The sequence below is a fragment of the Halalkalicoccus subterraneus genome (genome assembly GCF_003697815.1).
In the GTDB taxonomy this organism is placed as follows: Archaea; Halobacteriota; Halobacteria; order Halobacteriales; family Halalkalicoccaceae; genus Halalkalicoccus; species Halalkalicoccus subterraneus.
On the sequence record NZ_RDQG01000077.1, the window covers coordinates 1 to 18425 of the forward strand.

Here is an 18425-nt window from a genome sequence, read left to right on the forward strand (position 1 = left end):
GCGACGCTGACGGCGAGCATCGTCGCCGGGTCGGTCGTCGTCGAGACCGTCTTCAACTGGCCGGGACTCGGCCGGGCGTTCATCGACGCCATCAACCAGCGCGAGATCGACCTCATCATGGCGATCACGCTGTTTACGGGCGTGTTCATCATCCTGGCGAACCTGCTTGCGGACATCCTCTATGCGGTACTCGACCCGCGGATCAGATACGACTAAACCATGTCGAAAGAACGAGGACGAATTCGGATATCCGGGTTCGATGCGGAGCGCGTCGAGCGGCGCGATCCGCTGTCGGACTGGACGGCGGACAGTGAGGTGGACACCGAGAGCCGATGGCGGCGGGGATTGAGACGGTTCCGGCGGAACCGCTCGGCGATGGCCGGCGTGGCCGTCGTCGCGGTGCTGGCGCTCGCGGCGTTTCTCGCCCGGCCGGTGGTGATCGCCGGGGTTCCGATCCAGCCGTTCGCGCTGGCGCCCCACGAGCCCTCGACGATCCTGTACCTGCAGGACCCGAGCGTGGGCGTCTACGACCCGCCGTCGCCCTCCTACCCGATGGGGACCGACGGCTCGGGCCGGGACCTGTTCTCGCGGATCCTCTACGGCGGACGATACAGCCTCTCGATCGGCTTCATCGTCGTCGCGCTGACCGCGAGTTTCGGTGCGGTCTACGGTGCGATTTCGGGCTACTACGGCGGCTGGACCGACGAGGTCATGATGCGGATCGTCGATACCATCTACGCGTTCCCCGGCCTGATTCTCGCGCTGATCATCGTCGCGATCCTCGGCGGGGGCTACTGGCAGCTCGTGCTCGCGTTCTCGCTGTTCGGCTGGGCGAGCTACGGCCGGCTCGTCCGCGGCGAGGTGCTCTCGATCAAGGAAAACGAGTACGTAATGGCCGCGAAGGCCCTCGGCGCGAAGGACCGCTCGGTGATCTTCAAACACATCATCCCCAACGCGATGCCGCCGCTGCTCGTGGTCGCCTCGCTCAACATCGGCACCGTCGTCATCGGCGTCGCCGCGCTCGGCTTCCTCGGGCTGGGCATGCCGCCGGGTTCGGCCGAATGGGGGACGATGCTGGATGCGACCCGCGAGACGCTGATCCAGGGCCCCGACGGGCGGATCCCGTGGTGGGCGACCGTCTTCCCCGGCGGGGCGATCTTCCTGTTCGTGATGGCGATGAACCTGATCGGCGACGGGATCAACGACGCGCTCGACGCCCAGGAGACCGGCGTCGGCGCGGGCGCGGAGGGTGGCGGCTGATGGCGCTGCTCGAAGTCGAGGACCTGACCGTCGAGTTCTACACCGAGGAGGGCGTCGTCACCGCGGCCGACGACCTGAGCTACCGGATCGAGCGCGGCGAGAAGTTCGGCGTCGTCGGCGAGAGCGGGGCCGGAAAGAGCGTCACGGCGCTCTCGTTGATGCGCCTGATCGAGAGCCCCGGCCGGATCACGAGCGGCGAGATCCGCTTCAAGGGCCGGGACGTCCTCGAGATGAGCGAATCCGAGGTCCGGTCGATCCGCGGCAACGAGATCGCGATGGTGTTTCAGGACGCCCAGACCGCGCTCAACCCGGTCTACAGCGTCGGCGAGCAGATTGCGGAGGCGATCCGCCACCACCTCGACTACGACGACCGGGCGGCCAGAGAGCGGACGATCCGGCTGCTCGACGAGGTGGGAATCCCCGAGGCCGAGACCCGCTACTCCGACTACCCCCACGAGTTCTCCGGCGGGATGCAACAGCGCGCGGTCATCGCGATGGCGCTGTCCTGCGATCCGGATCTGCTGATCTGCGACGAACCCACCACGGCGCTCGACGTCACGATCGAAGCCCAGATCCTCGACCTCATAGAGGAACTCGCCGAGGAGTTCGACACAGCCATCCAGTTCATCACGCACGATCTGGGCGTCATCGCGAAGGTCTGCGACCGCGTGATGGTGATGTACGCCGGAAAGCCCGTCGAGAAGGCGCCCGTCGAGGAGCTCTACTACGACCCGAAGATGCCCTACACCGTCGGGCTGATGAGTTCGATCCCGCGGGTCGGCGACGAACGCGAGCGCCTCCAGACCATCCCGGGGACGATGCCGGACCTCGTCGAGCTGCCCACCGGGTGCAGTTTCCACCCCCGGTGTCCGTTCGCGGAGGAGGCGTGCGTCCGTAAGGAGCCGCCGCTGGTCGACATCGAGACCGGTCGGGAGGCGACCCCCGAGACCACCCACTCGGCGGCGTGTCTCGAATACACCGGCGACTTGACGCGGGGCCTCGATTACGAGGTCAGCGTCGAGGACGACGACGAGCGGATCAGCGGGCACGTCGAGGGTGATCGGAATGACTGAGCGGGCCGACGAGCCGATCCTGCGGATCGACGGGCTGAAGAAGTACTACGACACCTCCGGGGGATTCATCGACACCCTGCTGGGGCGGGGCCAGTCGGTGAAGGCGGTCGACGACGTCGACCTGGAGCTGTACGAGGGCGAGACCCTCGGCGTCGTCGGCGAGTCGGGCTGTGGGAAGACCACGCTCGGCCGGTCGCTCCTCCGTCTGATCGAACCGACCGAGGGGGCGGTGACCTATCGGGACGAGGATCTGACGGAGGTCTCGACCGACCGACTTCGGGAGCTCAGGACCGACCTCCAGTACGTCTTCCAGGACCCGTTCGCGAGCCTCAACCCCCGGATGACCGTCGGGGAGATCGTCGGCGAACCGCTCGACATCCACGGGATCGCGTCGGGCGAGGCCCGCACCGAGCGGATCCGCGAACTGCTCGAAACCGTCGGGCTGTCGGCGAGCCACACGCGCCGGTACCCCCACGAGTTCTCCGGCGGGCAGCGCCAGCGGGTCGGCATCGCCCGCGCGCTCGCGGTCGACCCGGAGGTCATCGTCTGCGACGAGCCGGTGAGCGCGCTCGACGTCTCGGTGCAGGCCCAGATCCTCAACCTGCTCGAGGACCTCCAGGACGAGTTCGGCCTCTCCTATCTATTCATCGCCCACGACCTGAGCGTCGTCGAACACATCTCGGATCGCATCGCGGTGATGTACCTCGGCGAGATCGTGGAGGTCGGCACGACCGAGGAGGTCTTCTCACCGCCGCATCACCCCTATACCGAGGCGCTGCTCTCGGCGATTCCCGAGCCGGACCCCCTCTGGGAGGGCGAGCAGGTCTTCCTCCCGGGAACCGTCCCCTCGCCCATCGATCCTCCCTCCGGCTGTCGGTTCCACACGCGCTGTCCGCGCATCATCCGCCCCGAGGGGTACGACCTCGAACGGGACGAGTGGCGCTCGATCGTGGACCTCAAACTCCGGGTTCGTGACGCCGAAACGCTCGAATCGGTCACCTCGCCGGCGGACGACGCGAGCGGGGACGCGATCGACCCGGCGGACGTCTCGCGGGACCGGCTGGGCGAGCTGGTCCGAGCGGAGTTCTCGTTGCCGCGGTCGGTGAGCGATGCGGACGCCGAGCGTGCCCTCTCGGAGGCGATCGACGCGCTGCACGGAGGGGGGTTCGAGACTGCAAGCGAACGCCTCGAATCGGCGTTCGTCTCGCCCTGCGAAACCCACCACCCCGAGCAGTACGCGACCGGCGAAACCCACCGGATCGCGTGTCTGCTCTACGACGAGGCGTTCGCCGACCGGAGCGGCCCTCGCGAGGGCGCGACTGACGACACACCGGCCGACGACTGACGCGCGGAACGTTTTAGTTCCCCTCGCCCCGAGGCTCGCCAATGCGTCGGATCTACGAGTCGGATGCGCTCCGCCGTGACGACGGCAGTTTCACGCCGAGCCGGCGGCGATCGAGCACCCCGCTGCAGGCGATGCGCTCGGTGAACGCGACGGCGCTGAGCCGGCGGCTCATCCCCGACGGACTGCGAAACCGCTCGCTCTCGGTCGAGGTCTCGACGCCCCGAACCGAGTTTTCGTCCGGTGAGGTGATCCCGTTTCGCGTCACGATGACGAACTCGATGCCGTTCCCGCTCACCGTCCGGACCCGCTCGCCGATCCCCTGGACGTGGAGCGTCGACGGCGCGCCCGAGGCCGCGCGCATCGCGCTTCGGGAGCCGCCGGACGAACCCGGCGAGTTCCGCTTCGGCCGGGGCGAGCACAAACGCTTCGAGAAACGATGGCAGGGACTGTTTCGCGTCTCGCGCTCGGAGTGGGAACGCGCCGGGCCGGGGGAGTACGCGATCGGCGCGGGCCTCAACGTCGAGGACGCCGCCGGGAAGGGACTGTACGACGAAACCACCGTTCGAATCGTCGAATGGGAGTAGTGCCTACACGATCCCCGACTCCTCATCGGGACCGAGCGCCTCGGGGTCGAACTCGAGTAGCGGCTGTTCGCACTCACGACACGCGAGGGTGACGACCTCGTAGCTCCGACAGCACGACTCACGGGTGTCCTCGCTGATGGCGATCGGGGCCGAACAGCGCGGACAGGTCGCGCGAAACGAGCGAAGCGACTCGAGGATGCCGAGGCGCTGTTCGGCGGGGATGCCGGCCCACTGGCCGGTCAGCCCCGACAGCGCCTCGTGGGCGGCCACGTCCGCGAGCAGCGCGGCCTCCGAGGGCCACTTGCGGACGCGCCGGCCGACCTCAAGCACCGGGTGGGGCCGGTCCAGCACGGTCATCGAATCGGGATCGCCATCGAAGAGGGACTTCGCCGCTTCGGGGTCGATCGAGCCGTCGCGCGCCGCGGTTCGCTCGTTGAGGCGGCGGTCGAAGCCGTCGGTCAGGCAGAGATCGTCCTCCCGGTCGCACGGTTCGACCGCCCCCGCTTCGAGAAGGAACCGCTCGGGATCGACCGCGTTCTCCCGTCGGTGTTCGATGCGTTCGACGGTCTCCCAGTCGGCGTGGCGCTGCGTCGGATGGGCGTCGAACCGGGCGAGGACCCGGTCGGGGAAGTAGCGTGCCGTGAGCCACGGAGTGGCAGGGACCAGATACCCCCGCAGGTAGATGGCGAGCAGCGCGACGAGAAACACCCCGACCGCGAGGCCACCCGAGGCGATCGCCACGAGAGCGCTCGCGACGATCGCGAGGGCGACGTTGAGCGCCGTACAGGGGACACAGCGGTTCTCGCCGGTGTACTCCGGCCGGCGCACGCGTTCGACCAGCGGGGCGATCCGGTCGCTCATACCCGAACCCGGGGCCGCGAACTGAAAAGCCTGCCACTCGCACCATCGGAGTCCACCCGATAGGTATGTGAATCACGGGGCCGAACCGATCCGTATGTCGGAGCCGACGCGCCGTGAGGCCCTCCGCGCGCTCACCGCCGCCGGGGTCGCGTCGCTCGCGGGCTGTGCGAGCGACGAGGAACCGAGCGACCCGGACGAGACGGAACCCGACGCCCCGACGATCAGCGATCGCTGGGTTACCGGCACCGCGACACCCGGACGGACGCTTCTCGGCCATCGCGCGACCGACGCCGCCTCGCGCGAGCGTCTATCGCTCGTCCTCGACGGCCCCTACAGGCTCGGGCCCGACGGCGAACGCGTCCCCCGCTGGCTCACGATCGAGGAGCGAGACGCGGGCCAGCGCTACGAGGCGACCCTCCGCGAGGGGCTCCGCTGGAGCGAGCCCTACGGCCCGATGACCGCCGAGGACTGGGTTTACTACGTTCGGTCGATCCACCAGGGACTCGACAACTGGGCCGGATCGACCCTCGCCACCCACTGGGAGGGCATCGAGACCGAGGTGCTCGGCGACCGGCGCTTCGAGATCGTCCTAGAGGAGCCGAACGTCGAGTTTCCGAACTCGCCGGCGCTCCGTGAGAGCCTCTGTCTCCCCCGCAGCCTCATCGAACCCTACGTCGAGGGGCAGGATCGGGAGGGATTGGAGAGCGACGAGACGATCGCGACGCTCAATTACACGGGCAACCTCGGGCCGTACACGGTCGAGTCGATCGAGTCCGAGCGTCGGTTCATCGCACGGCGAAACGACGAGTACTACATGCGACGGATCGAGGCGGGTTCGGATCGGTGGAGTCGGGCGCCCTACTTCGAGCGCTACGAGTATCGCGTCTACGGCGACGAGCAGGCCCGACTACAAGCGCTCCGGAGCGGGTCGGTCACGACGACGACCGTTCCGCCGGCCCGGTTCGACCAGTTCGCCAACGACGACGACCACCGGTTCTACCGCATCCCTCGGAACCGCGTCACCGCACTCATGTTCAACCAGCGAGCCAACGGCTGGGAGCCGCTCAGGCAAACCGGGGTCAGGCGCGCGCTTGCGAGGGTGATCGACAAGGACCGCATCGCCTCGTCGCTCTTTCAGGGGTACGCCGAGGCAGTCTCGACGTTCCAGCCCGCCCACTCGGAGTGGCACGGGAACTACGAGGCGCCCGGCGGCGACGGGAACGCCTCCCTCCGCCAAGCGTCGATAGAGCTCGACGATGCGCTCGGAGCCGAATACGGCTACGACGGCGCGACGCTACTCGGCCCCGAGGGCGAGCCGGTCGAGCTGACGTTCGTCCACGCGGGCAACGAGGGGCGCTCGACCGCCCTCGCGAGCTTCCTCGAACGCGAACTCGAACGCCTCGGGATCGCGATCGACCGGCAAGCGGTCCCCGTCGGGACGCTGATCGACTCGTACGTCACCAACGGCTGGAACGGCGAGGAGGAGCCGGCGTGGACGGCCGGCGAGTACAACGCCGGTCCGCGGACGGAAAGCGCAAGCGAGGAGCCCTGGGACCTGCTCTGTGGACTCTCGCTCGACGCCTACCCATACGCGCCGGCGACGACCGGGCGCTACTGGCTCGAGGACGGCGACATGAACTTCTCGGGGTACGTCCCCGAGGGCGACCTCGCGGCGCTCTACGATCGTGCCCGGACCGGAGCGAATCGGGAGAGCGCGCTCGAGGAGGCCTTCGCGCTGCTCGCGTCCGAACGCCCCGCGGATTTCCTCGTCTCCCCGGAGGCGATCGTCGGCTACCACTACTCGATCGTCGGGCCCGGGCAGGACGCCGACGGCCCCGAGTGGGACTGGGACTACCAGACGTGGTACTCGGGGCGGCGTTAACAGTCCGGGACGGACGCGTGGCTTATCCGGCTTCGTCGTCAACGGGAGATATGGCACGCGCACTGTTCGTCGTCAGCGAGGAGGGCTACTGGGGGGAGGAGTGTATCGAACCGCTCACGACGCTGTCGGACGCGGGCGTCGAGGTCACCGTCGCAACGCCGAGCGGCGCACCGCCGGTGATCGACGAGACCTCGCTCGACCCCGAAACGGTCGGCGAGGAGACGGCCGACTGGGTTCGGGACGTCCACGAAAGCGACGAGCGGCTGAACGACCCCGAGCCGCTCGCGGCGGTCGAAGCCGACGAGTACGACGCCGCCGTCTTCCCCGGCGGCCACGGGACGGTCTGGGACGTCAACCAGGACCGTGACGCACGGCGGATCCTCGCCGAGACGGTCGAGGCCGGAAACAAGGCGCTGGTGGTCTGTCACGCGGTCGGGATCCTCGCGTTTACGCGCGGATCGGACGGGTCGTTCCTCGTCGAGGATCGGGACGTCACCGGCTTCCCGAACGAGTGGGAGGAGGACACCGTCGAGGAACACGACGTCATGCCCGACGGGCGGAAACTGCCCTACTGGGTCGAAGAGGAAGTACTCGCGTCCGGCGGGAACTGGGACGCCGAACTCGATGCCGAGACGAGCGTCACCGTCGACGGAGACCTACTCACCGCTCGCGGCCCGGAATCCTCGGCCGAGGCCGCCCGGACGCTGCTCGAAGAACTAGGGATCGAACGTCCGGCCTGAGCCCAGCGGCGACGTCCACATCCCGGACCCGCACCCATTGACTCAAGCGACGAAAGGACCGTACGTTTCAAGCGCAACCACACGGAATAGCAAGCCGTCGGCGTATTCTCGCTCGGTACCCACGTGCCCCATGGACAAGGACGAACGGGGCAAGGTCATCTTCGCGCTCATCGCGGTATCGGTAGTGCTGGTCCTCGGGTACGTCGTCCTTCGGGCGACGATGGGTGCGTAGTTCCGTCGTGTCGAGTCTATCGATTTTCGAACGGAGCCGCCAGTGCTCAACTGCTGGGTCCGGAAACCGTAACCGGCGATAGACCACAACTGCGCGAAGGTCGGTCACTTCGCGTTCTCGGTCTCGTATTCGACGTTCCTCCGTACCCACCGTTCGCGAAGTTGCTCGCAGCAGAAGTATAGCGGGAGGCTGATTCGAACCACGGTCGCTCGCACACCTCGCTCCTCAGTTCGAATCAACTCGTCGAATCTTCCGAATTCAGCACTCGCTCGTCGTATCACTCCTCGCTCGTGAGTTGGCTTCGGAAGAAGTAGCGGGAGGTAGATTTGAACTACCGATCTGCGGGTTATGAGCCCGCCGGAATCTCCTGGCTATCCCATCCCGCTACCAGTTCCTATCGGAGTGTCGTAGTTAAGGGTTGTGATTCAGAAATCGCAGGCGGGCAGGACGGTCGGGCGGGCAAACGCCTTTGGCGGTGGCCCACCGAGAGAGGCCATGACACGGATTGCGCTGATCGCGCACGACGAGAAGAAACCGGACCTGATCGAGTTCGTCCGCCAGCACGAGAAGCGCCTCGGCGAGTGCGACCTCATCGGAACGGGAACGACGGGAAAGCGGATCACCGAGGAGACGTCCCTGAGCGTCGAGCGCATGGCGTCGGGCCCGCTCGGCGGGGACATGATGATCGGGGCGGAGGTCGCAAAGGAAGCGCTCGACGGCGTGATCTTCCTACGCGACCCGCTTCGCGCTCAGCCCCACGAGCCCGACATCACGGCACTGTTGCGGATCTGTGACGTCCACGACACGCCGCTCGCGACGAACCTCGCGAGCGCAGCCTGTCTGATCGAGGGCATTTAGACGGAGGGAGTGCCACGCTTTTGGACGATATCGACCGCCTCGGCGTCGATCGTCTCGACGTCGAGGAAGTGGGGAACGTAGTTTCGCTTCTCGAAGTCCATGCGCTCGTCCTCGGTCCCGATGACACACCACAGCTGTGGTTGCTCCGGGCCGTGCCAGTCACCGTTTCGCGAGATCGAAAAGAGGACCATCTCCTGGCCGTCGTAGTTGATGATCCCGTCCTTTCGGACGCCGGGGTCCCCGTGGATGATCAGGCGCTTCATGGCCCCGAGTTCGGCGGATGACGGATTAAGCGCTTCGAATGATCGACAACGCTTTCCTTTCGACGGTGGTAGCCACGCCAAATGAATCGCTTCCTGCGTGCGATAAGCGCCGGTCTCGCCGCGACGACCGTGATGTCGCTCGTGTTCCTGTTCAGTCAGGTCCAGACACGCCAGCAGCTCGGTGCTCCCGAGGCGATCGCCCGGTTCGCGGGCGTGCCCGAACACCACATCATCGGGTTCGCGATCTTCGCCGCAGCCGGCGTTCTCCTATGGCCCGTCGTCTTCGTCTTCGCCCGCGATCTACTTGCGAACCTTCCCGGCGGCCGCGACGCGGTCGGTCAGGGGCTACTGTTCGGGCTGCTGTTGTGGGTGCTGTTTTTGATCCTTGGAACCGGCGAACTGACGTGGCCGTTCGTGATTCTGTACCTCTTTTTCACCCTGATCGGGCATCTCGTCTACGGGTTCACCCTCGGGTTCGGTTACGAGCGGTTGGCCTAATCGCGGCCTTCGTGGGGCTGATCGCCGGTCGTCTGCACCTGTTCGAGGCGGTTCTCGAACCACTCCCACTCCTTCGTGAACTGGCCGTGTTCTTTGAGCCCCCAGACGTCCGCGTCCATCACGATCCGTCCCGCCCGGTAGGACTGGATCATGTTGTACAGCCAGATCACCTGTCCGAGGGCGATCAGGGCGGCCCCGATCGAGGCGGTGATCTGTAGCGGGAGAAACTCCGCCGGATAGCTCGCGGACCGACGCGGTAGCCCGAGCATCCCGAGGAGCAACATCCCGAACGACAGCAGGTTCACCCCGATAAAGGACAGCCAGAAGTGCGCCGCCGCGAGGCGCTTGTCGTACATCCGACGGCTCATCAGCGGGAACCAGTAGTAGACGGCCGCGAAGACGGCAAAGGGAATCGTCCCGGTGATGAAGAAGTGGAAGTGACCCACGACGTAGTAGGTGCCGTGATACAGCAGGTCGACGGGGATCGATCCGAGGAACACCCCCGTCACGCCGCCGAAGATGAGCGTCGAGATGCCGCCGATACAGAACAACATCGGCGCTTCGAGCCGGATGTCCCCGGTCCACAGCGTCGTGATCCAGTTGAAGACCTTTACCGCGGTCGGGACTGCGATCGCGATCGTCACCGCCATGAACGCACCCCTGAGCTGCGGGTCGATACCCGTCGAAAACATGTGGTGGGCCCACACGCCGAAGGAGAGCACCCCGATTGCCATCGTCGAATAGACGACGAACTTGTAGCCGAACAGCTTGCGGCCGGCGAACTTCGGCAAGACGAGGCTGATCAGCCCGAACGGCGGCAGAACGAGGATGTACACTTCGGGATGGCCGAAGAACCAAAACAGGTGTTGATAGAGGATGTAGCCCCCGTGTTCGATCGCGAAAAACGACGTCCCGATGTTTCGATCCAGCAACAGCATGACGAGCACGGCGCCAAGCAGCGGGAACGCAAAGAGGATCAATCCCGCCTGAACGAGCAGCGTCCACGAGAGGATGTCGAGCCGTTCCCAGGTGACGTCCGGCGAGCGCTCGGCGAAGATCGTCGCGATGAAGTTGATCGCGGCGATGGTCGTACTGATCCCCGAGAGGTGCAACCCGAGCAACGCCATGTCGGTCTGGGGGTTCGCCGTCAGGGTCGACAACGGCGGGTAGAGCGTCCAGCCGACGTCAATGGGCTCAAACCCCATCAACAGCGTCGAGAGGGCCGGCGCGATCGGTGCGAGAACCGTCGCCAGCGAGTCGCTGATGATCCCGAACCGGATCAGTACGGCGGCGGGCGGCAGGAGCCAGAAGCCGATGGCGTTGATCCGGGGAAACGCCATGTCGTCGGCGCCGATCATGATCGGCAAAAAGTAGTTCGCGATCCCGAAGAGGATCGGCGTCGCGAACAGGAACAGCATCGTGAGCCCGTGGGTCGTGAAGAGTTCGTTGTACGTTTGGATGCCGAAGACTTCGGCGTTGGGCGTCAGTAGCTCCGTGCGGGCCATCAGCGCGTCGGTCCCCCCCCAGAGGAACATGAACACCCCGAAGGTGAGATAGAGCAGCCCGATGTCGCGGTGGTCGACGGTCGTCAGCCAGCGTACCACCCCGGTCGGTTTCGAGGTGACGAAGCCGTAGCCGGTCGCGACCCCGCCGTCGGGCTGGAGCTCCGAGACCGACCGATCGCCCTCGTCGGCGATCCCCGCCGTCGATCCGCGCAGTCGGCGAGCGCTCCACAGACAGGCAACGAGAAGGACGACACCGAGCAGTGCCCCCCCAAGCAGTTCAGTGTACATATGAGTCGGATCCCCGATCATCTCCGCGCGGTACTCCGATCCCGATCGACCCCGCGTCGTGCGGTTTCGAACCCGGACAGCAGTACCAATTCACGATCCGAACTTGGTCGGAGGACACATGAACCTTTGCAGGAGCGACGGGCAACCAAACGGGTTTTAAGCCGCCACGTGTAATTCTCAGTCAAGAATGGAGATCCCACGACGGTTCAACACCTACTGTCCGTACTGCAACGAACACCACGAACACGAACTGGAAAAGACCCGCACCGGTCGCCAGACCGGCATGAAGTGGATCGACCGCCAGCGCGAGCGCCAGAGCGGCATCGGTAACGACGGCAAGTTCTCGAAGGTCCCCAGCGGTGGGAAACCGACGAGCAAGACCGACTTCAAGTACCGCTGTGGCGAGTGTGGCAATGCCCACCTGCGCGAGGGATGGCGAGCCGGCCGCGTCGAGTTCCAGGAGTAATCATGGCAGGAAACTTCTATCAGGTCGCATGTCCGGACTGCGAGAACGAACAGGTCGTCTTCGATAAAGCCTCCTCGGCGGTCGCGTGTGCGGTCTGCGGGCACACGCTCGCCCGACCGACCGGCGGGAAGGCCACTATCGACGGCGAGATCGTCGAAACCGTCGAGAACCGCTCGACGGACACCGGTAACAGGGTCGAGGCTCGATAATGAAGTACAGCGGCTGGCCCACCCCCGGCGAACTCGTCGTCGGCAAGATCGAGGAGATCGAGGACTTCGGCGTCTTCGTCGACCTGCTCGAGTACGAGGACAAGCAGGGGCTGATCCACATCTCCGAGGTCGCCTCGGGCTGGATCAAGAACGTCCGCGATCACGTCCGCGTCGGTCAGACCGCCGTCTGTAAGGTGCTGGAAGTCGACAAGGGCTCCCAGCAGATCGACCTCTCGCTGAAGGACGTCAACGAGCACCAGCGAAAGGAGACCATCCAGCGCTGGAAGAACGACCAGAAGGCCGACAACTGGATGACGATCGCCTTCGGCGAGGACGTCGCGGACGAGACCTACACCGCGGTCGCAAACGAACTGATCGAGGTCCACGGCGGACTCTACGAGGGGTTCGAGCAGGCGGCCATTCACGGTACCGAGGCGCTCACCGAGACCGATCTCGACGACGAGAAGATCGATGCGATCGTCGAAACCGCCCGCGAGAACGTCTCGGTGCCGTACGTTACCGTCACGGGCTACGTCGATCTGGTCTGTTCGACGGAGGCGGGCGTCGACGCCGTCAAGGAGGCCCTAGAGGTCGCCGAAGGTAACGGCGAGATCAGTACCGAGATCGACCTCGAAGTCACCTACGTCGGCGCGCCCGAGTACCGCATCCGGGTACAGGCGCCCGACTACAAGACCGCCGAATCCGAGCTCGAACGGAGCGCCGAGCGCGCGAGCGCCGCCATCGCCGAACTGGGTGGCAGCGGCGAGTTCCACCGCGAGCGCCGGACCGACGACGAGTAACGGCAGAGAGCGATGAAATCCGATATCCGGATCTGTCGCGAGTGGCGAACGAACCACGACCGTCCGGTGTACACCCTTTCTACGACCTGTCCCGACTGCGGAGGCGAGGCGGTAAACAGCGCTCCCGCACCCTTCTCGCCCGAGGACCGCTACGGCGAGTACCGACGCGCACTTAAGCGACGGGAGCGCGAGTGAGGGTATGGACGACATCGCAGTCGAGACGCTCGCGGAACCCGAACTCGACGAGCCGGTGTTGATCGAGGGGCTCCCGGGCGTGGGTCACGTCGGAACCCTCGTCGCCGAACACCTCATCGAAGAGGCCGATGGCGAGCTCGTCCGGCGGATCCACTCCGAGCACCTCCCGCCGCAGGTCACCGTCTCGGAGTCGGGTGTCGCCGAGCTCGTCTCCGTCGACTGCTATCACGTCGCCCTCGACGAGCGTGACGCGCTCGTCGTGACCGGCGACCAACAGGCCGCAAGCGGTGTCGGCCACTACCGAATCACCGAGGGCGTCCTCGACGTCGCGGCGGAGTTCGGGACGGACGAACTCCTCGCGCTCGGGGGCGTGCCGACCGGCGAACTCGTCGAGGACCACGCCGTGCTCGGGGCTGCCTCGGACGAATCGGTCGTCGAGACGCTCGAATCTGTAGGAGTGGAGTTCCGGGAGAACGAACCCGAGGGGGGTATCGTCGGGATCAGTGGCCTGCTCGTGGGGCTGGGCGGTCACCGCGGGCTGGATGCGGCCTGCCTGATGGGTGAAACCAGCGGCTATCTCGTCGATCCCAAGAGCGCACAGGCGGTGCTCGGGGTCCTCCAAGAGCACCTCGGCTTCGAGATCGACCTCACAGATCTCGAAGAGCGCGCCGACGAGATGGAGGACGTCGTCGAGCGGATGCAGGAGATCGAAGACCAGAACGTGCCGACCGAGGACGACCTCCGGTATATCGGCTGAGCCGGAGCCGATCCGCATCGCGAAGCTTCTTTGTGCCCGCTTCCCTACCGACGGACGTGCAGTCCGACCAGGTGTGGTTTCTCCCGTGGTGGCTCGTCGTCGGGGTGTTCGCCGGACTCGTCGTCGCCGTCCTGATCGCGGGCGTCTTCGTCGCCGGCTCGCGGCTGTTTCCCGACGAGCGCCGCGGGCCGACCGCCGGCGGGGAAACCCGGAAACGCGCGGAGATCCGCCGGTATCTCGGCGCCATCGACGAGGAGTTCGTCGAGAGCTACGAGCTCTCGGGGACGCCAATTGAGTTCTATCTGCCGAAACGAGACGTCGCGATCACGTTCGACGCGCGGGTCTTTTTCCGAATCGAACCGACCGCCACGCACGCGGTGCTCGTCGAACACGAGATGCCGGGGGTCCACCTCGGGCGGCGCCTTCCCTTCGAAACGCCCGATCTGACCGCCGGGCCCGACACCGACGAACCCACGCGGACCGCCTTTGCGGTGCTCGGTCTCCCGACCGACGCGAGCCGGGCCGAGGTGAGAGCCGCCTACCGGCGAAAGGTCAAACGCGTCCATCCGGACCACGGCGGGGATAGCGAGTCGTTCAACCGGGTCAAGACCGCCTACACCGTCGCCCGGGAGCACGCGAGCGAAAGCGAAGCCGAGACCACCCCGCCGTCGACCGCCTGAACCGCGCTTCCGATACGCTCATAGCTCCGGCGACGAACCCTCCCCCGTGTTCGAGGAGTGTGTCTTTCGAGATCGAGCGCTCTACGTCCCTGACGAGCGGACGCTCGTGCTCGCGGACGTCCATCTGGGTCGGGATCGCGCCTCGAACGTCCAGCTTCCGCTGGGCGAGCGCCGCGACCTGCTCGAGCGACTCGACGCGCTCCTCGCGCGGTTCGAGCCGCGTGAGGTGGTCGTCGCGGGCGACCTGCTTCACAGCTTCGACCGCCTCCCGCGAGCGGTCGAACGGAGCCTTCGGGAGGTCGAACGGCGAGTCGACACCGCGGGCGCCCGCCTCGTCGTCACGCGGGGCAACCACGACACGATGCTGAAGTCGGTGTTCGATCCGGTAGCGGAGTACGCCGTCGGGGATCTGGTGGTCTGTCACGGCCACGAACGCCCGCCGAGCGGGGGCGACGCTGCGGGCTACGTCATCGGGCACGTCCACCCGGCGATCACGATCGAGGGGCGAAAACGCCCCTGTTATCTCCGGGGGCCGGCCGACGGCGGTGCGGTCCTCGTCCTACCGGCGTTCACCCGGCTGGCCGGCGGGGTGGACGTCGCGCGCGTGCGGTCGTTTCGCTCGCCGCTGCTCGGAGACCCGAACGTCTACCGGCCGGTCGTCCGCGACGAGGCCAGCGACGAGACGCTCCCGTTCCCGCCGCTTGGCGAGTTTCGTACCCTGCTCTGATCACAGCGGGAGAGTCAAACTGATTGCGACGTCGAATCCTCGAGAACGGCCTCGCTCGCGACCCGCCCGCTTTTCATCGCGCCCTGAATCGACGACCACTGGGTGTGATCGCCGGCGAGATAGACCGACCCCTCGGGAGCGCGCACGTCGGGAAGGGTAGTGTAGAACCCCGGCGGCTGGACGAACTGCGAGAACGGAACCCGGTCGGTGTGCAGCGCGGTCAACGAGTCGAACGCTCGCTCGGGATACCACGCCGAAAGCGTCCGCCGGGTTCGCTCCGTGAGCTCGCTGTCCGAGTCCGACGGCTCGCCGAGGAACGTCGCGCTCAGGAGCGTCTCGCCGTCGGGGGCGTACTCGGGGGCAACGGCGGTGTGGGGAACGATCTGGTTGGGCGCGCCGTCCTCGCCCGCGGCGTCGAGCAGCAGGCGCTTGCCGGCGTCGAGTTCGGCCCCGAGTGAATACCACTGGGTAACACAGCCCTGTGCCTCGGTCGGGATCGACTCGACGCCGGTCAGCTCGCGGGCGCGTTTCGGATCGGCCGCGACGACGACCGCGTCCGCCGTGATCGATTCACCGTCGACCGAGACATTGTCCCCATCGACTACCTCGACCTCGCGGTCGGTCTCGATCGTCGCGCCGGCCGCTCTGGCCGCGTCGACGAGCTGGTCGGGGATCGCACCCATCCCTGCCGCCGGCACGGCGATCTCGCCCCGCGAAAGCATCGCGAACGTGTAGGCGAAGGTCGCAGCCGAACTCGAAAGCGAACGGTCCAGCGTGATCCCGCCGTAGAAGGGTGCGGCGAAGTTCTCGATGAACTTCTCGGAGAAGTTCCGTTCGAGCAACGCCGCCCGAATGGACTGATCTCCACCCGAAAACAGCTCCTCGGGATCGACCGTCGAGAGTTGCCGGCGCAACACGAGCGTTCGGAGCTTATCGCCCAGCGAGATCTCTCGATTGAGCGCCGATTCGAGGGCCGCACCGGGGTCCCGCAGCGGGTCCGAGAGTACCGAGCGCTCGCCCGGCCGGGCGAGGCAGGCCCCCGGCGTGAAGTACCGAAGATCGAGCGCGTCGTAGTCGAGTTCGCGCTTGGCCGCGGGGTACTCGGTGAACAGGACCTGAAACCCCCGGTCGAACGTGTAGCCGTCCTCGCGAGTGGACCGGACCCGCCCGCCGACTTCGGGTTCCTGTTCGAACAGCGTCACGTCCGCCCCCTCACTCGCCAATCGGCGAGCACAGACCAGCCCGGCGAGCCCGCCGCCGACGACCACGACGTTCATTACATCGTGTTCGGAGGCGGGCTACTAAGTCCTACCCGTCGCGGGGACGGGAAACCATTAGTCGCCGGCCAACCCACGCCTGGTATGGAAACCACAGCTGCGTTTCTCGGACTGGACTGTATCGACTGCGGCCAGCGCTTCGACGCGGACACCCAGCGCTGTCCCGACTGCGGCGGGATCCTCGATCCGACCTACGACTACGACACGATCGACCTCACCCACAAGAACCTCGCCGAGCGCCCGTTCGACTCGATGTGGCGCTACGAGGAGCTACTCCCCTTCCCCCGCGAGACGGCGATCACGATGGACGAGGGCGCGACGCCGCTGGTCGAGTGCGAGAAACTCGCCGAGGAGATGGGCGTCGGGCGCGTGCTGCTCAAAGACGAGGGGCGCAATCCGACGGGCAGCTTCAAGGACCGCGGCCAGACGGTGGCGATGACCGCCGCCGCCCAGGAAGACGCGAGCGATATCGCACTGGCCTCGGCCGGTAACGCCGGGCAGGCCGCCGCCGCCTACGCCGGTCGGGCCGACATCGACTCGCACGTCTTCCTCCCGTCGAGAGCGGGATTCACGAACAAGGCGATGGTGAACGTTCACGGGGGCGATATGACCGTCGTCGGCGGGCGGATCGGCGACGCGGGGGCGGCCTACGCCGACGCGATGGCCGATGAGGGCGAGGAGGACGGCTGGCACTCCGTGCAGACGTTCGTCACCCCGTATCGTCACGAGGGCAAGAAGACGATGGCCTACGAGATCGTCGAACAGCTCGACTGGGAGGCCCCCGACGCCATCGTCTACCCGACCGGCGGCGGGGTCGGGCTCGTGGGCATGCACAAGGCCGCGACCGAACTCCGAGACCTGGGCCTGATCGACGACCTCCCCGCGATGTACGCTGCCCAGTCGACGGGCTGTGCGCCGATCGTCGAGGCCTTCGAGGAGGGAAAGGAGCGTCACGAACCGATCGAACACCCCGACACTATCTGTGGCGGCATCGAGATCCCCGACCCCGGCGCGAGCCCGTGGATCCTCGAGTGCCTGCGCAAATCGGGCGGCGGCGCGGTCGCGACGCCCGACGAGGAGATCCTCGAGAGCGCGATCGCGGTCGCGAAGGGCGAGGGACTGGAGATGGGCGCGACCTGCGCGGCCGCCGCGAGCGGTGCGTGGAAACTCGCCGACGATGGTGAGTTCGACGCCGACGACACCGTCGTTCTCCTGAACACCGCCACCTCGAACAAGGACAGCGACGTGCTTCGCAGTCATCTGATGGGAAAGGGGATCTGAGCCACGAGGATCGGTCTCGCATCTCATTAGCTGGAACAGATATATCCTTTAGCCTCGTCTAATAGTAGTCGATTGATGGTCCTCCGAACGATCGCGCGGTTCGAACACCGGACGGATTCGGGGTCGAGCTCCCGAACCGAGGGGACGGCGTGAGCGGCTGGGTCGAGATCGCGACGATCGCGTTCGTCACGCAGTTGGCCGTGTTGCCCGGCGAGAAGGGCCAGTTCATCATCGCCGGCCTCTCGACGCGCTACAGCCCGTGGACGGTCGTCGGCGCCGCCGGGTTGGCGTTTGGAGGCTGGACGGCCCTCGAGATCCTCTTCGGCAGGGCGCTACAGACGGCCCTCTCCCCGACGGCGCTGACCGTGCTGACCGGCGGGTTGTTCCTGCTGTTCGCGGTCTTGCTCTACCGGTCGATGCCCGCGGACGACGGGGAGCGAACCGACGGGGGTCAGACGCCACTCGCGCCGGACCTCGACGCACCGACCGTGTTCGGGCGCGACCTCTCGGAATCCGTCGGTGGGTTCGTTCCGATCTTCCTGCTGATGGCGACCGGCGAGTTCGGCGACAAGACCCAACTGGTGACGATCGGACTGGCGGCCCAGTACGGTGCGACCAGCGCCATCTGGGCCGGCGAGATGCTG

Annotated in this window: 22 protein-coding genes and 1 tRNA gene; 18 read left to right on the top strand and 5 right to left on the bottom strand. The window is 66.5% G+C overall.

Annotated features, from left to right (window positions below; genetic code table 11):
* The 5 genes from EAO80_RS15685 to EAO80_RS15705 all read left to right on the top strand — a co-directional run.
* The coding region (locus tag EAO80_RS15685) for an ABC transporter permease subunit (RefSeq protein ID WP_122090807.1) at positions 1 to 216 on the top strand (216 nt) is incomplete at its 5' end.
* A gap of 3 nt (positions 217 to 219) precedes the next feature.
* Entirely contained in the window at positions 220 to 1260 is a 1041-nt protein-coding gene (locus EAO80_RS15690; protein WP_122090808.1) for an ABC transporter permease, read from the top strand.
* Positions 1260 to 2333, top strand: coding sequence for an ABC transporter ATP-binding protein (locus tag EAO80_RS15695; protein ID WP_122090809.1), 1074 nt, complete (start codon positions 1260 to 1262; stop codon positions 2331 to 2333). Before EAO80_RS15690 ends, EAO80_RS15695 begins: the two co-directional genes overlap by 1 nt.
* Positions 2326 to 3678: an ABC transporter ATP-binding protein gene (locus tag EAO80_RS15700; RefSeq protein ID WP_122090810.1), complete on the top strand. Its 1353-nt coding sequence runs from the start codon at positions 2326 to 2328 to the stop codon at positions 3676 to 3678. The genes EAO80_RS15695 and EAO80_RS15700 overlap by 8 nt, the downstream gene beginning before the upstream one ends.
* A gap of 41 nt (positions 3679 to 3719) precedes the next feature.
* On the top strand, positions 3720 to 4262 hold the full coding sequence (locus EAO80_RS15705; protein ID WP_122090811.1) for a hypothetical protein: 543 nt from the start codon (positions 3720 to 3722) through the stop codon (positions 4260 to 4262).
* A gap of 3 nt (positions 4263 to 4265) precedes the next feature.
* Here the strand turns inward: EAO80_RS15705 and EAO80_RS15710 are convergent, their stop codons facing one another.
* On the bottom strand, positions 4266 to 5123 hold the full coding sequence (locus EAO80_RS15710; protein WP_122090812.1) for a hypothetical protein: 858 nt from the start codon (positions 5121 to 5123) through the stop codon (positions 4266 to 4268).
* Between the two features lie 94 nt (positions 5124 to 5217).
* On the opposite strand from EAO80_RS15710, the gene EAO80_RS15715 reads away from it, so the two are divergent.
* Both EAO80_RS15715 and EAO80_RS15720 read left to right on the top strand, forming a co-directional pair.
* Positions 5218 to 7005, top strand: coding sequence for an ABC transporter substrate-binding protein (locus EAO80_RS15715; protein ID WP_122090813.1), 1788 nt, complete (start codon positions 5218 to 5220; stop codon positions 7003 to 7005).
* A gap of 50 nt (positions 7006 to 7055) precedes the next feature.
* Positions 7056 to 7745, top strand: coding sequence for a type 1 glutamine amidotransferase domain-containing protein (locus tag EAO80_RS15720; RefSeq protein WP_122090814.1), 690 nt, complete (start codon positions 7056 to 7058; stop codon positions 7743 to 7745).
* Positions 7746 to 8288: 543 nt separating this feature from the next.
* On the opposite strand, the gene EAO80_RS15725 is transcribed toward EAO80_RS15720, so the two are convergent.
* Positions 8289 to 8363, bottom strand: a tRNA-Met gene (locus EAO80_RS15725).
* A 109-nt stretch (positions 8364 to 8472) separates the two neighbouring features.
* On the opposite strand from EAO80_RS15725, the gene EAO80_RS15730 reads away from it, so the two are divergent.
* Positions 8473 to 8835, top strand: coding sequence for a methylglyoxal synthase (locus EAO80_RS15730; protein WP_122090815.1), 363 nt, complete (start codon positions 8473 to 8475; stop codon positions 8833 to 8835).
* On the opposite strand, the gene EAO80_RS15735 is transcribed toward EAO80_RS15730, so the two are convergent.
* Positions 8832 to 9098 carry an HAH_0734 family protein gene (locus EAO80_RS15735; RefSeq protein WP_122090816.1) on the bottom strand — a complete coding sequence of 89 codons (267 nt, stop codon included), beginning with the start codon at positions 9096 to 9098 and terminating at the stop codon, positions 8832 to 8834. The two genes, EAO80_RS15730 and EAO80_RS15735, sit on opposite strands and share 4 nt — an antisense overlap.
* A gap of 81 nt (positions 9099 to 9179) precedes the next feature.
* Between EAO80_RS15735 and EAO80_RS15740 the strand changes: the two genes are divergently transcribed.
* A complete protein-coding gene (locus EAO80_RS15740; RefSeq protein WP_122090817.1) occupies positions 9180 to 9596 on the top strand; it encodes a DUF6789 family protein in 417 nt (138 codons plus the stop codon).
* On the opposite strand, the gene EAO80_RS15745 is transcribed toward EAO80_RS15740, so the two are convergent.
* On the bottom strand, positions 9593 to 11389 hold the full coding sequence (locus EAO80_RS15745) for a cbb3-type cytochrome c oxidase subunit I (protein ID WP_122090828.1): 1797 nt from the start codon (positions 11387 to 11389) through the stop codon (positions 9593 to 9595). The genes EAO80_RS15740 and EAO80_RS15745 overlap by 4 nt on opposite strands.
* 187 nt (positions 11390 to 11576) lie before the next feature.
* Here EAO80_RS15745 and EAO80_RS15750 point away from each other — a divergent pair, with 187 nt between their 5' ends.
* Genes EAO80_RS15750 through EAO80_RS15780 form a run of 7 tightly spaced genes read left to right on the top strand, consistent with a single transcriptional unit; the run spans position 11577 to position 15223 of the window.
* On the top strand, positions 11577 to 11855 hold the full coding sequence (locus tag EAO80_RS15750; protein WP_122090818.1) for a 50S ribosomal protein L44e: 279 nt from the start codon (positions 11577 to 11579) through the stop codon (positions 11853 to 11855).
* 2 nt (positions 11856 to 11857) lie between these two features.
* Complete coding sequence (locus EAO80_RS15755; protein WP_122090819.1) at positions 11858 to 12064, top strand: 30S ribosomal protein S27e; 207 nt, start codon at positions 11858 to 11860, stop codon at positions 12062 to 12064.
* Positions 12064 to 12864: a translation initiation factor IF-2 subunit alpha gene (locus EAO80_RS15760; protein ID WP_122090820.1), complete on the top strand. Its 801-nt coding sequence runs from the start codon at positions 12064 to 12066 to the stop codon at positions 12862 to 12864. Before EAO80_RS15755 ends, EAO80_RS15760 begins: the two co-directional genes overlap by 1 nt.
* Before the next feature lie 12 nt (positions 12865 to 12876).
* Positions 12877 to 13059: an RNA-protein complex protein Nop10 gene (locus tag EAO80_RS15765; protein WP_122090821.1), complete on the top strand. Its 183-nt coding sequence runs from the start codon at positions 12877 to 12879 to the stop codon at positions 13057 to 13059.
* A 4-nt stretch (positions 13060 to 13063) separates the two neighbouring features.
* Complete coding sequence (locus EAO80_RS15770) at positions 13064 to 13816, top strand: proteasome assembly chaperone family protein (RefSeq protein ID WP_122090822.1); 753 nt, start codon at positions 13064 to 13066, stop codon at positions 13814 to 13816.
* Positions 13817 to 13872: 56 nt separating this feature from the next.
* Entirely contained in the window at positions 13873 to 14496 is a 624-nt protein-coding gene (locus EAO80_RS15775) for a J domain-containing protein (RefSeq protein ID WP_122090823.1), read from the top strand.
* Positions 14497 to 14542: 46 nt separating this feature from the next.
* Positions 14543 to 15223, top strand: coding sequence for a metallophosphoesterase (locus EAO80_RS15780; RefSeq protein ID WP_122090824.1), 681 nt, complete (start codon positions 14543 to 14545; stop codon positions 15221 to 15223).
* Positions 15224 to 15237: 14 nt separating this feature from the next.
* Here the strand turns inward: EAO80_RS15780 and EAO80_RS15785 are convergent, their stop codons facing one another.
* Complete coding sequence (locus EAO80_RS15785) at positions 15238 to 16500, bottom strand: NAD(P)/FAD-dependent oxidoreductase (RefSeq protein ID WP_122090825.1); 1263 nt, start codon at positions 16498 to 16500, stop codon at positions 15238 to 15240.
* Positions 16501 to 16584: 84 nt separating this feature from the next.
* On the opposite strand from EAO80_RS15785, the gene EAO80_RS15790 reads away from it, so the two are divergent.
* Both EAO80_RS15790 and EAO80_RS15795 read left to right on the top strand, forming a co-directional pair.
* On the top strand, positions 16585 to 17781 hold the full coding sequence (locus EAO80_RS15790; RefSeq protein WP_122090826.1) for a threonine synthase: 1197 nt from the start codon (positions 16585 to 16587) through the stop codon (positions 17779 to 17781).
* 149 nt (positions 17782 to 17930) lie between these two features.
* The coding region (locus EAO80_RS15795) for a TMEM165/GDT1 family protein (RefSeq protein ID WP_122090827.1) at positions 17931 to 18425 on the top strand (495 nt) is incomplete at its 3' end.